Source organism: Ferrovibrio sp., from assembly GCF_029255545.1.
Lineage (GTDB): Bacteria > Pseudomonadota > Alphaproteobacteria > Ferrovibrionales > Ferrovibrionaceae > Ferrovibrio.
This window is the reverse complement of the sequence record NZ_JANLJJ010000082.1, coordinates 117,988-133,497: the sequence shown is the minus strand read 5'-3', so window position 1 is coordinate 133,497 and position 15,510 is coordinate 117,988. Positions and strand designations below refer to the sequence as shown.

The following is a 15,510-nucleotide window of genomic DNA, read 5'->3' as shown; positions in this document are numbered from 1 at the left end:
GCCTTGCGCACGGCATCCTTGTCCTTGAGGTTGCCCTTGGTCGAGGCCACCGCCGAGGCGATCAGGTTCATGGCGTCATAGGATTGCGCGCCGTAGAAGGTCGGCGTGTCCTTGTGCTTCTTCTTGTAGTCGCCGACGAACTTGGTGTTGGTGGCATAGGGCAGGTCGGGCGCCCAGAACAGGCCGAAATAGGTGTCGAGCGCGACATCCTTCTGCAGCTTCAGCGTCACCGCGTCGATGGTGAACACGGAATAGAGCGGAATCTCCTTCTTCAGGCCCGACTGGCTGTACTGGGTGTAGAACTGCACGCCCCAGCGGCTGGGATAGAAGACGTAGACCGCGTCGGGCTTGGCGGCGCGGATCTTGGAAATCTCGGCCGAGAAGTCGAGCTGGTCGGGCCACTTGGTCATGTCCTGGCCGACCACCTGGCCCTTGAACGTGGCCTTCACGCCATTGGCCATGTCCTGGCCGGCGGCATAGTTCGGCGCCACGATGTAAAGCTTCTTCACGCCCTTCTGGTTCAGCAGCTCGCCGACGCCCATCGGGTTCTGCTCGTTGGCCCAGGAGGCGGCGAAGAAATACGGATTGCACTGCTCACCGGCCAGCGGCGAGGGGCCGGCATTGGCGCTGATCAGGAAGGTCTTGCTGTCGACCACCGGCTTGTAGGAGGCCAGCAGCACGTTCGACCAGATATAGCCGGCGACGAAATCGACCTTGTCGCGCTGCAGCAGTTTCTCGGTCTTCTGCTTGCCGACTTCCGGCTTCTGCTCGTCGTCTTCATAGACGACCTCGACCGGGATACCGCCCATCTTGCGGCCCATATGCTCCAGCGCCAGCTCGACGCTGTTCTTCATGTCCTGGCCATAGGCCGCGTTCGGGCCCGACAGGGTGGTAACGAAGCCGATCTTGATCTTCTTGGCCTGCGCCGCGGCGGGCTGGGCCATCAACGGCATGGCGGCAAATGCCAGCGCCGTGGTCATGCTAAGCAGCGTGGAAAATTTCATAGTCGGCCTCCCTCTAGCCTTTCCGGCCAGCCCGACGACCTCGCCGGACGACCGTTTGGTTTTGGTGTTCCTGCCGGTCTGCCCGCCGGGTTGGCGCGCATGCCCCGTTACGCACTCTACTCCATGCTTTTGTTTGGCGTCCAAAGCGGCCGAACATCAAGTCAGACCATTATGAACGTCGTCAAAAGCTTACTGCGATGCAGCAGAAATTTGCGACGATGTTACGGATCACCGGAATGGTGCGTATATCGCACGAAATTTCCCCCACAAAGCTCCCTCTTCTTAATTTTCTGACAGGTACTATAGTGCCGGTTTATCCCCTCGCAAGCATTATTCTGCATATGGGAAGGCGTGGCGCAGTCAGTTCCGCTGCCGCAGCACGAAGCGCTGCACCTTGCCGGTTTCGGTGCGCGGCAGGGCGTCGATGAAGTCGACGGCGCGCGGGTATTTGTAGGGCGCGATCTCGGCCTTCACAAAATCCTGCAGGGCCCTGGCGGTCTCCGGTCCGGCCTTCGTCTTGTCGCGCAGCGCCACATAGGCCTTCACGATCTGGCCGCGTTCGGGATCGGGCGCGCCGATCACCGCGCATTCCTGCACCAGCGGATGCAGCATCAGCACGGCTTCCACCTCGGGGCCGGAGATGTTGTAGCCGGCCGAGATGATCATGTCGTCGGCGCGCGCCTGATACCAGTAGTAACCATCCTCGTCGCACAGATAGGCATCGCCGGTGAAGTTCCAGCCATTCTGCACATAGGCCTTCTGGCGTTCGGGGTTGTCGAGATAGCGGCAGCCGACCGGGCCGCGGATCGCCAGCCGTCCCACAATGCCGGGCGGCACCGGGTTGCCGTCCCTGTCGAAGATCGCGGCTTCATAGCCGGGGATCGGCTTGCCGGTGGCGCCGGGGCGGATGCCGTCGCCTTCCGAGGTGATGAAAATGTGCAGGATCTCGGTGCCGCCCAGGCCGTCGATCAGTTTCACGCCGGTGGCATCATACCAGCCCTGCCAGACCGGCAGCGGCAGGGTCTCGCCGGCCGAGACGCCTTTTTTCAGCGAGGAGATGTCGTAATCCTTCGCCATGTCGGTCATCGCGCGATAAGCGGTCGGCGCGGTGAACAGGATGGTGACTTTCTTCTCCTGGATCGTCTCCAGCATCTTCTGCGGATTGTATTGCTCGACCAGCACGGTCGAGGCACCGACATGCATGGGGAAGGTGACCAGCGCGCCGAGCCCGAAGGTGAAGGCCAGCGGCGGCGAACCGGTGAAGATGTCGTCCTTGGTGGGCCGCAGCACATAGCGGTTGAAGGTGTCGCAGATCGCCATCACGTCGCGATGGAAATGCATGCAGCCCTTGGCCGGACCGGTGGTGCCCGAGGTGAAGGCGATCAGACAGACATCGTCCCAGGCGGTGTCCAGCGTCTCGAACTCGGCCGGCTTGCTGGCCATCAGGGCTTCAAGCGAGTCCACGCCGTCCTTGTAGAAATAGACGGCGCGCTTGAGATTCTTCGACTCCTTCAGCGTGGTTTCCATCTCGTCGCGCAGGCGCCAGTCGCAGATCGCAACCTCGATCTCGGCCTTCTCGGTCATGAAGGTCAGTTCGCGCCAGCGATACAGCGGCATGGTGGCCACCGCGATGGCGCCCACCTTCATCACCGCGAACCAGCAGGCGACATACATCGGGTTGTTGGGCGAGCGCAGCAGCACGCGGTTGCCGGGCTTGATCCCTAAATCCTCGACCAGCACATGGGCGATGCGGTTGGCCGTCTCCAGCAGGCGGGAATAGGTCCAGACCTCGTCGTTGTAGTAGATCACCGGCCGGTTGCCGTGGATCGCCGCCTGCTTGTCCAGCAACTCGCGGGCGCAGTTCATCCGTTTCGGGTAGGCCTGCAGTTCCGGCAGGGTGTCCCAGCGCATTACCGGCCACTGGTCCTGCGGCGGCAGATGATCGCGGGCGAATGTATCAATGTGAGCGGAGGGCTCGAACCTATGCATGATGCACCTCGGAAGGATGGGAGGCGGGTTCGGCGATCGGGACGGGGAGGTCGATACGCACCGCATCTGACGGCGGTGTCGCCCGTCCGGCCGTATCATGGGCGCGGACGTAATAGGTGTAGCGCAGGCCACCCAGCACCATCTTGTCGGTGTGCTTGGTCGACTTCACGGCCTCGGTGACGCGGGCGGCGCTCTCGTCCTCGGCGCGGTAGACATTGTAGCCGGCGATCGGCGACGCGCCGGCCTCGGCCTTTTTCCAACTCAGCTTCACCTGGCCTTTCTCGACGCTGGCGGTCAGTCCCGCGCCGCCCTCGGGCCAGCGGGGCCCGAGGCCGTCGGTGGCGTCCGGCGGCGCCTGGTTCACGCCCTTGGGCCAGAGGAAGCAGGTGACTTCCTTGAAATTCTCGTCGAGCTGCTTGCAGACGTTGCAGTAGATGCAGCGCACGATCTGGTCGGCGCGGCCCTGGGCCACCTTCTTTGGCCAGTCGGGATCGGCCAGCAGCTGGCGCGCCATGCCGATCATGTCGGCCTGGCCGGTCTGCAGCAGGCGCTCGGCATCATTGGGGTCGCTGATCTTGCCGGCCGAGATCACCGGCACGGTATAGCCCTTGGCGTTGACATACTGCTTCACGGCGGCCGCCAGATGGGCATGCGGCAGGGGTGGATACCAGTCGCCCGGCATGCAGCGGTCGCCGGAATAGCCGGTATAAGGATAGAGCGGCTGGCCCTCGCGATGCACCGCATCCTCGAACTTGCCGCCGACCGACAGCGAGATGTAATCCACGCCGAGCTGCGCCATGCGCAGCGCGATCAGCTTGGCATCCTCCACCGTGTAGCCTTCCTTGATCGCTTCCTCGGCCAGGAAGCGCACGCCCACGGTCCAGTCCTTGCCGGCGTATTTGCGCACGCTGGCCATCACGCGGCCGAACATGGCCAATCGGCCTTCCAGCGTGCGGCCGTCATAGTCGTCGCGGCGTGGATTGCGGCGCGAGAGGAAGGAGGAGAGCGTATAGGCATGAGCGGAATGCAGCTCGACGCCATCATAGCCGGCCTGGCGCGCGCGGGCGGCGGCCTGGCCGAACTGGTCGATGATACGTTCGATGTCTTCGGGGCTCAGGCTGTCGATGGTCTGGCGCCAGCCCGAGCGGGCCACTTTCAGGAAATGGATGATCTGCGGCACCACCTTGGAATCCGAGGTGGCATGCACCTGGTTCACCAGCTCGCGGTGGCCGGGGATGAAGTCGTCGTCCGACAGGCGCAGCAGCGGGCCGGACTTGTTGCCGTGCACCGCCGTGGCCTCCACCACGATCAGGCCGACATTGCCCTGGGCGTAGCGCACGTAACGGTCGATGATCGGCTGGTTGACGAAACCGTCCTCGCCGGAGAGGCGCGTCACCATCGCCGGCACCGCGATGCGGTTCGGCAGGGTGACGCCGTTCAGCGTGAGCGGTTCGAGGATCTTCATGGCTGACTCTCGGCGGCATAAGCCGCATAGGTCTGGCCGGCGATCACCAGCTTGTTGATCTCGGTGGTGCCTTCATAGATCCGCAACGCCCGCACCTCGCGATACAGGCTCTCCACCATGTTGCCGCGGGTGACGCCCAAGCCGCCCCAGAGCTGCACGGCCGAGTCGATCACGCGCTGGGCGGCCTCGGTGGCATACATCTTGGCCATCGAGGCTTCGCGGGTGACGCGGGCGGCGCCCATATCCTTGGTCCAGGCGGCGCGGTAGATCAGCAAAGCCGAGGCGTCGATCTCGGTGGCCATGTCGGCGATCCTGGCCTGGGTGAGCTGGTAATCGGCCAGCTTCTGGTCAAACACCTTGCGTACCTGCACGCGGGCCAGCGCCTCGTCCAAAGCACGCCTTGCAAACCCGAGCGCAGCGGCGCCCACGGTGGAGCGGAAGACATCGAGATTGCTCATGGCGATCTTGAAGCCTTCGCCGGGCTTGCCGATCAGGTTGCCGGCCGGGATGACGCAGTCCCTGAATTCCAGGCGGCCAAGCGGATGCGGCGCGATCACGTCGATGCGCTCGGGCACGCTGAAGCCCGGCGTGCCGGCTTCGACGACGAAGACGGCGAGGCCCTTGGCGCCGGGTGCATCGCCAAGGCGGGCCACCACGGTGTATTGGTCGGCGATGCCGCCATTGGAAATCCAGGTCTTCACGCCGTTGAGGCGGTAGCCCTGTCCATCAGGAACCGCGACAGTGCTGACATTGGCGACATCCGAGCCGGCATCGGGCTCCGACATGGCCAAGGCCGCGATCCTGTCGCCGCGCGCCACGCCGGGCAGCCAGCGCTGTTTCTGCTCGGGCGTGCCGAACAGGCTGATCGGGCCCGAGCCCAGCCCCTGCATGACAAAGGCGAAATCGGCCAGGCCGTGATGATAGGCGAGGATCTCGCGTGCCAGCGCCAGCGAACGCACTTCGAGCTTGTCGTAAGTCCCGCCGCCGTCTTTCGGCACGGTGAGGCCGAGGAAGCCGTCGCGCCCGAGTTGCGAAACGAAGGCGCGGCAGACCGCGTCGATGTCTCCGTCCTCGTCGTGATGCGACGCATGCTGCTTCGCCCAGGCCTGCAGGGTCCTGGCCAGCAGGCGGTGGCGCTCCTCGAAGAACGGCCAGGCGAGGTAGCTGGTGTCGGCCATCTCAGTTGCCCTCGAAAACGGGTTTCTGCTTCGCCACGAAGGCGTGATAGGCGCGGGCGAAATCCTGCGTCTGCATGCAGATCGCCTGCGCCTGCGCCTCGGCCTCGATGGCGGCATCCAGGTCCATCGACCATTCCTGGTGCAGGCAGGTCTTGGTGATGCCATGGGCAAAGGTGGGCCCGTCGCTCAGCTCTTTCGCCAGGGCCTTCGCTGCATCCAGCACCTGCTCGGGCGCAACAAGGCGGTTATAGAAGCCCCAGCGCTCGCCTTCCTCGGCGGACATGCTGCGGCCGGTATAGAGCAGTTCCGCGGCGCGGCCCGAACCGATGATGCGCGGCAGGATGTTGCAGGCGCCCATATCGGCGCCGGCCAGGCCGACGCGGGTGAACAGGAAGGCGGTCTTGGTGCGCGGCGTCGCCAGTCGCAGGTCGGAGGCCATGGCGAGGATCGCGCCGGCGCCGGCGCAGATGCCATCGATGGCGGCGATCACCGGCTGCGGGCAATGGCGCATGGCCTTGACCAGGTCGCCGGTCATGCGGGTGAAAGCCAGAAGTCCGGCCATGTCGCCGGCGTCTTTCATCCTGACCAGCGGGCCGATGATCTCGTGCACGTCGCCGCCGGAGCAGAAATTGCCGCCTTCGCCGGTGATCACCACCGTCTTCACGTCATCCACATAGTTCAGGGCGCGGAAGGTGTCGCGCAGCTCGGCGTAGGAGGCGAAGGTCAGCGGATTCTTGCGCTCGGGCCGGTTCAGCGTGACGGTAGCGACCTTGCCATCGACCGACCAGCCGAAATGCTGCGGTTTGAAATCCTTCGCCAGCTTGCTCACACCTTCTCTCCCTTATTCGGTTCGACGGCGTTCTGGTGCACCGACTGTTTCAGCTTGCCGAGCAGTAGGAACAGCTGCTGCATGTCCTGGCGGCTGAGGCCCGCCATCATGGCGTCGATCCAGCCCTCGTGTTCCGGCGTCATGGCATCGAAGGCCTTCTTGCCGGCGGGCGTCAGGCTGACATGGCTGGAGCGGCGGTCGCGCGCCGAGGGCGTGCGCTTGACCAGGCCTTCCTCGACCAGACGGTCGGTCAGGCCCGTGATATTGCCGTTGGATACCATCATGCGGGCCGACAATTCGCTCATGGTGAGGCCGTCGGGCGCGCGGTCGAGCTGGGCCAGCAGGTCGAAGCGGGGCAGGGTGGTATCAAAGCGCTCGCGCAGGGCGGTGCGCACATTCTGCTCGATCAGGCTGGAGCAGGTGAGCAGCCGCAGCCAGAGCCGCAGCTCCAGCTTGTCGTCGCGGGTGGCCGCCGTTTCGCGGTCATTGGCCGGCGCGGGCGCCGGCTGGCGCAGTTCGCTCATTGTTTGGGTTCTCCGCATCCGCTCATGACATTACTTCTCCCCCGGCGATCGCGATGCACTGGCCGGTCACCGAGCCGGCCGCATCGCCGGCCAGCCACAACACGGCGTCGGCCACTTCTTCCGGTGCAATCAGGCGGCCCTGCGGATTGCCTTTGGCCAGTTCGGCGCGGGCCGCTTCGGCGCTGCGTCCGGTTTTCTGCACGATGGTGTCGATGGTCTGGGCGGTCATCTCGGTATCGACGTAACCCGGGCAGACCGCGTTCACCGTGATGCCCTGGCTGGCATATTCGCGCGCCAGCGCGCGCGTCAGGCCGACCACGCCATGCTTGGCCGCCACATAGGCGGCGACATAGGCATAGCCGGTCAGCCCGGCCGTGGAGGCGACGTTGACGATGCGGCCCTGTTTGCGCTCAAGCATGCCGCCGATGGCGGCGCGGGTGACATGGAACACGCTGGAGAGGTTCACGCCCAGCATCCGGTCCCAATGCTCGGCCGTCATCTTCGCGAAGGGCTGGCTGGCGCCGTAGCCGGCATTGTTGATGAGGATGTCGAGCGGACCATGGGTGGCCACGGCCTGCTGCACCATGGCGGCGGCGGCGGCGGGATCGGTCAGGTCGGCGGTGAGGGCGGCATGGCGATCGCCCAGGGTGTCGCGGCGCTGTTCCAGCAGGGCGGTATCGCGGCCGGACAGCGTCAGGATCGCGCCCTGCGCGGCGAAGGCACGGGCGATGGCCCAGCCGATGCCGCGGCTGGCGCCGGTGACCAGCACATGCCGGCCGGCAAAAGCCGCGCCCGTGCCGGATTGCGCGGCCTGTTGCGCCGTCTGTGTCCTGTCCCGCGGTTGTGCCGTCACGCCAGCCCTCCCGAATATTGTTTTAAGTCTAAAATAAATTTCCGGATTGGGCAAGGTCGGCTCGACCGGCCGGTCAGGCGGACACGGGCTGCTTGCAGCCGGGATCGTAAAGGCGACTTGCCCGGGCAAAGTATGGTAAACAGATTCCACGCGATTCGCCGGGGGAGTTTTGAAAGACAATGCAGTTTGCGCGCCTGCAGAACGGCCTGATTCAGAAGGGATTGCTGACTCTTGCGATCTGCGTGGCGCTGGCCGGCTGTCAAAGCATGGGGATCGGCGGTGCCGCCGCGGGCGGTGGCGGCGGTAACGATCCCGGCGCCCGCGGCGGTCCGCCACCGCAGATTTCCGGCGTGGCCCTGCCCGATGGCTATTCGCTGGATGCCAACCGCACCATCATCCTGGGCGAGGGCGACCGCTGGATCGGCCGCCTGTCCTACAGCGTGAACTCCTCGGCCGACGACATGTTCGATTTCGTGCGGCGCGAAATGATCAATCACGGCTGGTCGGAGGTGGCCGTGGTGCGGGCGGAAACCAGCCTGCTCACCTATCTGTCGGGCGGCGGCGACCGCGTCGCCTCGATCCTGATCCAGCGCTCCACGCTGTACGGCTCGAAGGTCGACATGACGGTGTCGCCCGCCGCCGGCAGCGGCGTGGCGCCGGCACGCGCGAACGGCGCGCGGCGCTAGGTTTTAACTGAACGCCTTGAACGTAATGAGCGTGAAGGTGTCCTTCACGCCGGTGATCGTCTGCAGCTTGTTGACGACGAAATGGCCGATATCCTGGCCGTCAGGCAGGTAGCATTTCATCATCAGGTCGTACTGGCCCGAGATGGAATGCACTTCGGAAACCTGCTCGATTTCCTCGACCGCCTTCACCGCCACGTCATAGGCGCGGCCCAGCTCGCATTTCACCATCACGAAAATCGTCTGCATCGCCGGCTCCGTTCGCTTTGCTGCCGCGGACTGTAGCCAACTCCACGCTGGAAGCCAATTGGCGGGAAGCCAATCGGGTCAGGAAGCCCGGCGGCTGGGACGCAGCAGGAAATCGGGCACATGGTCGCCCATGCCGATCACCGGCGGCTCACGGTCCTCGCGCTGGTCGCGGCGATTGCGGTCCCGATCGCTCCTGTCGCGGCGCGGTTCGCGGGGCTGCTCGGCCTGGGACTGCTCGGCGCGGGGCTGTTCCGACCGGGCCTGCTGATCGGCGCGCGGCCTGTCCTCGCGCGGCTTGTCCTGGCGCGGCTTGTCGCGGCGCGGGCCGCGCTGCCGCGGCTTGCGTTCTTCATGCCCCTCGGCGGCAACGGCGCGCGGTTCGCCGGATTGCTCGCCTGACGGCTCGACAAAGGCGGGCTGCGGCTGCATCGAGGCGTCGCCGGCGCGCGGCTCGCGCGTGCGATCCCGGCTGCGGCTGCGGTCGCCTTCGCGGTCCCGGCTGCGGCCGCCACGACCGCGGCCCTTGCGTTCGCCCTTGCGGTCGTCGCGGTCACGCTCGCTGCGCTCTTCGCCGGCCTCGCCCTCTTCAGGGGCAAAGCCATGCAGCTCCATCACCGGGATGTCGCGCTGGATCAGCCGGGTGATCGCCGAGATGTATTTGCCATCCTCGCCGCCCACCAGGGTGAAGGCGCGGCCGTCCATGCCGGCGCGACCGGTGCGGCCGATGCGGTGGACGTAATCCTCCGGATGGGTCGGCACATCGAAATTGAACACATGGGTCAGGCCCTGCACGTCGAGGCCGCGCGCGGCGACATCCGAGGCAACCAGCAGGCCGATTTCGCCCTTCTTGAATTTCTCCAGCGTCGCGGTGCGCACCGACTGGTCCATGTCGCCATGCAGCGGCTGGGCATCGAAGCCGTGGCGGGCCAGGGATTTCGCCAGGATATCCACGTCGCGCTTGCGATTGCAGAAGATGATGGCGTTCTTGACTTCCTCGTTGCGCAGCAGGGTGCGCAGGGCTTCGCGCTTCAGGCGGTGCGGCACGTGGATCTGGAACTGCGAGATCGATTCCGCCGTGGTGGCCTGACGGGCAACCTCGATTTCCTTCGGGTTGCTGAGGAACTTGTCGGCCAGCTTGCGCATGTCTGGCGCCATGGTGGCCGAGAAAAACAGGGTCTGGCGCAGCGGCGGCAGCATCTTGCCGATGCGCTCGATGTCGGGCATGAAGCCCATGTCGAGCATGCGGTCGGCTTCGTCGATGACGAAAATCTGCACGCCGGTCAGCATGACCTTGCCGCGTTCGAAATGGTCGATCAGGCGGCCCGGGGTGGCGATCAGCACGTCGACGCCGCGATCGAGCAGCTTTTCCTGCTCGGTGTAGTTCACGCCGCCGATCAGCAGCGCCATCGAAAGCGGCGAATTCTTGCCGTATCTGTCGAAGCTGTGGGCGACCTGGTCGGCCAGCTCGCGGGTCGGCTCCAGGATCAGGGCGCGCGGCATGCGCGCGCGGGCCCGGCCACCGGCCAGGATGTCGATCAGCGGCAGGGTGAAGCCGGCGGTCTTGCCGGTGCCGGTCTGCGCCGTGCCAAGCACGTCACGGCCCATCAGCACGATCGGAATCGCCTGTGCCTGGATCGGGGTGGGGGTCGTGTAACCGGCTTCGGCGACAGCCTTGAGAACCGGCTCGCTCAAGCCTAAATCAGCAAATTCCATGGATTTCCGTAATGTCTTGACGGCGTCAGCACAGATGCGCACCGTCCGCCGGCGGACAAGACCACAGCGTCCCCCCTGAGTCAATGCCAAACTCAGCGGCTAGAAACAGCAAAATCAATCGGTTATCGTGCATTTCGAGATTTTTTCCGTAGCCGGAGAGCCCCTATGAAGCTGATCGACGAGATCGTCGCCAACAAGGATCAACTGACCGCCTGGCGGCGTGATCTGCATATGCATCCCGAAACCGCCTTCGAGGAGCACCGCACCTCCGATTTCGTCGCCAAAACCCTGGAATCCTTTGGCCTGCCGGTGCATCGCGGCCTGGCCAAGACCGGCGTGGTCGCCACGCTGAAGGCCGGCAAGGGCAACCGCGCCATCGGCCTGCGCGCCGACATGGACGCGCTCGACCTGGTCGAGATGAACGAGTTCGGTCACAAGTCCCGCCATGAGGGCAAGATGCATGGCTGCGGCCATGACGGCCACACCACCATGCTGCTCGGCGCCGCGCAGTATCTGGCCAAGGCGAAGAGTTTCGACGGCACCGTGCATTTCATCTTCCAGCCGGCCGAGGAGAATGTCGCCGGCGGCAAGGTGATGGTCGATGACGGCCTGTTCACCAAGTTCCCGTGCGAGTCCGTGTTCGGCATGCACAACATGCCGGGGATCGACGTAGGCAAGTTCGCCGTGCGCACAGGCCCGATGATGGCGTCGGCCGATATGTTCTGGATCAGGATCAAGGGCGTCGGCGCCCATGGCGCCTATCCGCATCGTGGCATCGATCCGGTGGTGATCGCCTCCGAGATCGTGCTGGCGCTGCAGAGCATCGTGGCTCGCAACGTCGATCCGCTGCAATGCGCGGTGGTGAGCTGCTGCCAGATCCAGGGCGGCCATACCACCAACGTGATTCCAGAAGACGTGATGATCGCCGGCACCACGCGCGCCTTCCTGCCCGAAGTGCAGGACATGATCGAGGCGCGCATGAACCAGATCGTCACCGGGATTGCTGCCGCCCATGGCGCCAGCGCCAAGCTGGATTACCAGCGCCGCTACCCGCCCACCATCAATACCGCCGACGAGACCGAGCTGGCCGCCGCGGCGGCTGCGGCCGTCGTGGGTGGCGAGAATGTGCTGCGCAACGTCAATCCCAGCATGGGCGCGGAAGATTTCGCCTGGATGCTGCGCGAGAAGCCGGGCTCCTATGTCTGGATCGGCAACGGCGCCGGCGAGGGCAGCTGCATGGTTCACAACCCGCGCTATGACTTCAACGACGATGTGCTGCCGATCGGCGCCAGCTACTGGTCTAGGCTGGTTGAAACCATCCTGCCGGCCGGCTAGCACGGGAACGGGGCGGGGCGATGAGCTTCAAGGTGAAGTTCTGGGGCGTCCGCGGCAGTATCGCGACGCCATCCCCGCGCCATATCGGTTTCGGCGGCAACACATCCTGCGTCGAGCTCAAGATCGGCCCGCGCCACATCATCCTCGACGCCGGCACCGGCATCCGCAACCTTGGCCACTGGCTGCTGCGCCGCAATGTGATGCATGGCGACATTTTCCTGTCGCATACGCATTGGGACCATATCAACGGCTTTCCGTTCTTCTCGCCGGCCTTCAAGTCCGACCGTCATTTCACCATCCATGCCGGCCACCTGATCGACCAGGGCGGCATCGGCAAGGTGCTGGCCTCGCAGATGGCGCAGCCATTCTTTCCGGTACCGCTGGAAAAGATGGGGGCAACCATCGACAACGTCGATTTCAGGGCCGGCGACAGCTTCAGCCTCGATGGCAAGATCAGGGTGCGCACCACGCCGCTGAACCATCCCGACGGGGCGACGGCCTATCGCTTTGAATATGGCGGCAAGGCAGCCTGCTATGTCACGGATACCGAGCATGTGCCGGGCAAGCCGGACCAGAATATCCTGGCCCTGATCGAGGGGGCCGATCTGGTGATCTACGACTGCACCTATACCGACAGGGAATTCGAAGACCATGTCGGCTGGGGGCATTCGACCTGGCAGGAGGGCGTGCGGCTCTGTCGCGCCGCCAATGCCAAGACCCTTGCGATTTTCCATCATGATCCCGATCATGAGGATCTATTCATGGAGGCCCTGGAGGCTGAGGCACGGCAACTCTGGTCCGGGGCACTGGTGGCGCGGGAAAACATGCGCGTTAATTTACTGTAAGGGGGAAACATGGCACGGCTCTATCTGGTGCGTCACGCCAAGGCGGCCGCGCGGTTCGACGAGGATCCCGATCCGAGTCTCTCGGATGAGGGCAAGGAGGCGGCGGTCGATCTGGCATTGCAGCTGGAAGGGCTGGGCCCGATACCGATCTATACCTCGCCGATGGAACGCGCCCGCGAAACCGCGCTGCCGCTGGCCAACCGCTGGGGCGTGATTCCCGAGGTGAGCGCCGCTTTCAGCGAAATTCCGACCCCGCCCGAGATCGCGCAGCAGGGCATCAAGGCGCGTGGCCCCTGGCTGCAGCAACTGGCCGGCCAGCGTTATCCCGCCCAGCCGCCGATCATCCGGGCCTGGCGCGAAGGCCTGATCGGCATGCTGAAATCCTGTCGTAGCGACACGATCGTATTCACCCATTTCATGGTGATCAATGCGGCGCTCAGCGCAGCTCTGAATGACGATCGCATGGTGACATCGCATCCCGATTTCTGCTCCTGCACCGTGGTCGAAAGCACGTCGCGGGGCCTGAATCTGCTGTCGCGCGGGCCGGAAGCCGCCACCAAGGTCCTGTAACCGCGCCGGCAGGTTTCGCCCTTGGAATAACTTGGCCGGAACGGTTTGCCCCGGTTAGACTGGACTTGCCCGGTAGCGAAGACCGGGTGTCGAGGAACAGCCCCAGGATGAATGTGAAACCCGAGATCAAGACCGATCCGTCGAGCATGCCCGATGGGTATGTGCTGGAAGACCAGGTCGGCCACCTGATCCGGCGGGCGCATCAGCGGCATACGGCCTTGTTCATCGCCATGATCGGTGACGCGCAGGTGACGCCGACCCAATATGCCGCGCTGGTGAAGCTGTATGAGATGGGCGAGTTGTCGCAGAACCATCTCGGCCGCCTCACCGCGATGGACCCAGCAACCATCCAGGGCGTGATCCGCCGGCTGACCGGCCGCAAGCTGATCTCCCATCGTCCTGACAAGAACGACAAGCGTCGCCGCTGCCTCAGCCTGACGGCGGGCGGCCGCGAACTGGTCGGACGCCTGCTGACCAATGGTCCGAAAGTGAGCAAGGCGACGCTCGATCCGCTGTCGCCGGCCGAGCAGCAGCAGTTCCTCGCGCTGCTCAAGCGCATCACATAAAAGCTTTTCAGATGGCGGGGTCGATGCCGGCGCGGATGCGCTTGCTGGTCGCTCCCGTACCATCGGGCGCCCAGCCGGGTGGCCCGAACATGTAGCCGGCGATGTCGCGCAGGCTGCCCGCCCGGGCCAAGTCGCGGGCGATGGCAGCATATTCGCGGAAGACGATGACAAAAGGATTATAGCTGCTCTCTGGTTTGACCAGCCCATAGCGACAGGGATCGTCTGCCCGCTCTTCGGCAAAACTGCCGAACAGTCGGTCGAAGACAATCAGCACGCCGCCATAGTTGGTATCGAGATAGCGCGGGTTCACGGCATGGTGGACGCGATGATGCGATGGCGTGTTCAGCACCCATTCAAGCGGGCCGAGCTTCGGGACCAATTCCGTATGCAGCCAGATCTGGTAGGTCAGGTTGATCGCGATCAGCAGGAAGATGGCGAGCGGATGGACGCCGAGCCAGGCCAGCGGCAGGTAGAACAGCCAGTCGCCGCTGATCAGGCCGGTCACGGACGTGCGGGACGTCGCCAGAATATTGAACCAGTTGGTCGAGTGGTGTGTGCGGTGCGCGGCCCACATCCAGCGCACCTCGTGATGCATCCGGTGCTGCCAGTAATAGGCGAACTCGACAAGCAGGAAGGCGGCCGCCCAGCCCAGGGCGCTTTTCAGCGGGATTTGCCACAGCCGATGGTCCCAGGCCCAGAAATAGACCGGCGCCACCAGGCCGGCCGTCGCCAGCTTGACCAAGCGTCGCCCGATCTTGATCCCGATCGAGGCGGCGACGTCGGCCCAGGGGTAACCGTTCCGCCGGACCAGCCTGATCCAGAAGAACTCGACGAGGCCGAGTCCGACCAGCAGCCCCAGCGAGATCATGGCAACTATGCTGCTCATGCGATTGCCTCCAGGGCGCGGCGCCGTGTCGGAGAATCGGCTGTTTCTGATCCAGATCCGGCCGCGTCATGCTTCGCCAGCTTGAGCATGGCCTGCGCGGCCTCCGCCAGTACCGTCCGTTCGCGGCCGGTCAATGTGGCGGCCATGGCGGTTTTGAGCCACTGCCGCCGGTCACGCATGTCGGCCATAAAAGCACCGCGACCGCGTCGGGTGAGGGTGATCACGCGTTCCCGGCGGTCATGTGTCCCCGGCTTGCGGGCGATCAGGTCGTGATGTTCAAGGGTGTCCAGCAGACGCGTGAGCGATTGCGGCTGCAAATGCAGTTCGGCAGCCAGTTGCACCGCGGGGACGGGGCCCAGGCGATAGAGCGCACCCAGCAGGGCGACCGATGCCGGACTCATTGCATCATCCGGCCGCTCTGTACGCATGCGGCGGGCCAGGGCAAGCACGCCCCGCAGGATCAGTGTCGCTTCATCGGTGTCGATATCATTCATCGGATTGTCGCCGTTAATACTACGCTATGCGTGTCAATATAATACGCATAGCGTAGTATTGAGGCCGCCTCAAGCGAAATATTCGATGCTAGTCGCGACATAGGCGCATCAGACCGGCGTTGCCCCTTCATCTGAAAACCAGCCTTGAGCCTGAAGGCCGTCGCTTTGCCGGATGGAACATGCAGAAGTGGCATGAACGTGCGGCGACTTGGCTTATGTTGCACTGCCGCATTTGCAGGCAGCGTCTGCTGAAATTTTGACGTTGACTCTTTTGAGGCAGCATCGCAGCATCATATGCACACGAATGATGTTGTCCGTGCAGGGCGG

The 15,510-nt window shown here is 64.5% G+C and carries 16 protein-coding genes; 5 read left to right on the top strand and 11 right to left on the bottom strand.

The window, feature by feature from the left end; translation table 11 throughout:
- From Q1J79_RS16560 to Q1J79_RS16530, 7 genes are all read right to left on the bottom strand, one after another.
- On the bottom strand, positions 1–1,004 hold a 1,004-nt coding region (locus Q1J79_RS16560), incomplete at its 3' end, for an ABC transporter substrate-binding protein (RefSeq protein ID WP_300302536.1).
- 360 nt (positions 1,005–1,364) lie between these two features.
- Positions 1,365–2,993, bottom strand: a complete 1,629-nt coding sequence (locus Q1J79_RS16555; RefSeq protein WP_300302534.1) for an AMP-binding protein — start codon at positions 2,991–2,993, stop codon at positions 1,365–1,367.
- On the bottom strand, positions 2,986–4,458 hold the full coding sequence (locus Q1J79_RS16550; protein ID WP_300302533.1) for an NADH:flavin oxidoreductase: 1,473 nt from the start codon (positions 4,456–4,458) through the stop codon (positions 2,986–2,988). The genes Q1J79_RS16555 and Q1J79_RS16550 overlap by 8 nt, the downstream gene beginning before the upstream one ends.
- Positions 4,455–5,636, bottom strand: coding sequence for an acyl-CoA dehydrogenase family protein (locus tag Q1J79_RS16545; protein ID WP_300302532.1), 1,182 nt, complete (start codon positions 5,634–5,636; stop codon positions 4,455–4,457). Before Q1J79_RS16545 ends, Q1J79_RS16550 begins: the two co-directional genes overlap by 4 nt.
- Before the next feature lies 1 nt (position 5,637).
- Entirely contained in the window at positions 5,638–6,465 is an 828-nt protein-coding gene (locus tag Q1J79_RS16540) for an enoyl-CoA hydratase family protein (RefSeq protein WP_300302531.1), read from the bottom strand.
- Positions 6,462–6,989 carry a MarR family winged helix-turn-helix transcriptional regulator gene (locus tag Q1J79_RS16535; protein WP_300302530.1) on the bottom strand — a complete coding sequence of 176 codons (528 nt, stop codon included), beginning with the start codon at positions 6,987–6,989 and terminating at the stop codon, positions 6,462–6,464. The genes Q1J79_RS16540 and Q1J79_RS16535 overlap by 4 nt, the downstream gene beginning before the upstream one ends.
- Positions 6,990–7,011: 22 nt before the next feature.
- The gene (locus Q1J79_RS16530) at positions 7,012–7,842 is read right to left on the bottom strand and encodes an SDR family NAD(P)-dependent oxidoreductase (protein WP_300302528.1); all 831 of its coding nucleotides are present in this window, start codon (positions 7,840–7,842) and stop codon (positions 7,012–7,014) included.
- Positions 7,843–8,021: 179 nt separating this feature from the next.
- Between Q1J79_RS16530 and Q1J79_RS16525 the strand changes: the two genes are divergently transcribed.
- Complete coding sequence (locus Q1J79_RS16525) at positions 8,022–8,528, top strand: hypothetical protein (RefSeq protein ID WP_300302526.1); 507 nt, start codon at positions 8,022–8,024, stop codon at positions 8,526–8,528.
- A gap of 3 nt (positions 8,529–8,531) precedes the next feature.
- Here Q1J79_RS16525 and Q1J79_RS16520 read toward each other — a convergent pair whose 3' ends face one another.
- Both Q1J79_RS16520 and Q1J79_RS16515 read right to left on the bottom strand, forming a co-directional pair.
- Entirely contained in the window at positions 8,532–8,774 is a 243-nt protein-coding gene (locus Q1J79_RS16520) for an Lrp/AsnC ligand binding domain-containing protein (protein ID WP_300302524.1), read from the bottom strand.
- A gap of 78 nt (positions 8,775–8,852) precedes the next feature.
- On the bottom strand, positions 8,853–10,466 hold the full coding sequence (locus Q1J79_RS16515; RefSeq protein WP_367182998.1) for a DEAD/DEAH box helicase: 1,614 nt from the start codon (positions 10,464–10,466) through the stop codon (positions 8,853–8,855).
- 186 nt (positions 10,467–10,652) lie between these two features.
- Here Q1J79_RS16515 and Q1J79_RS16510 point away from each other — a divergent pair, with 186 nt between their 5' ends.
- The 4 genes from Q1J79_RS16510 (at position 10,653) to Q1J79_RS16495 (ending at position 13,803) form a co-directional block, all read left to right on the top strand.
- Positions 10,653–11,822: a M20 aminoacylase family protein gene (locus Q1J79_RS16510; protein ID WP_300302520.1), complete on the top strand. Its 1,170-nt coding sequence runs from the start codon at positions 10,653–10,655 to the stop codon at positions 11,820–11,822.
- A 20-nt stretch (positions 11,823–11,842) separates the two neighbouring features.
- On the top strand, positions 11,843–12,667 hold the full coding sequence (locus tag Q1J79_RS16505; protein ID WP_300302518.1) for an MBL fold metallo-hydrolase: 825 nt from the start codon (positions 11,843–11,845) through the stop codon (positions 12,665–12,667).
- Positions 12,668–12,676: 9 nt separating this feature from the next.
- A complete protein-coding gene (locus Q1J79_RS16500) occupies positions 12,677–13,237 on the top strand; it encodes a histidine phosphatase family protein (protein ID WP_300302516.1) in 561 nt (186 codons plus the stop codon).
- A gap of 107 nt (positions 13,238–13,344) precedes the next feature.
- Positions 13,345–13,803 carry a MarR family winged helix-turn-helix transcriptional regulator gene (locus Q1J79_RS16495; RefSeq protein ID WP_300302514.1) on the top strand — a complete coding sequence of 153 codons (459 nt, stop codon included), beginning with the start codon at positions 13,345–13,347 and terminating at the stop codon, positions 13,801–13,803.
- 7 nt (positions 13,804–13,810) lie between these two features.
- Here Q1J79_RS16495 and Q1J79_RS16490 read toward each other — a convergent pair whose 3' ends face one another.
- Positions 13,811–14,689: a sterol desaturase family protein gene (locus Q1J79_RS16490; RefSeq protein WP_300302512.1), complete on the bottom strand. Its 879-nt coding sequence runs from the start codon at positions 14,687–14,689 to the stop codon at positions 13,811–13,813.
- Complete coding sequence (locus Q1J79_RS16485; protein WP_300302510.1) at positions 14,686–15,183, bottom strand: MarR family transcriptional regulator; 498 nt, start codon at positions 15,181–15,183, stop codon at positions 14,686–14,688. The genes Q1J79_RS16490 and Q1J79_RS16485 overlap by 4 nt, the downstream gene beginning before the upstream one ends.
- Positions 15,184–15,510 lie beyond the last annotated feature (327 nt).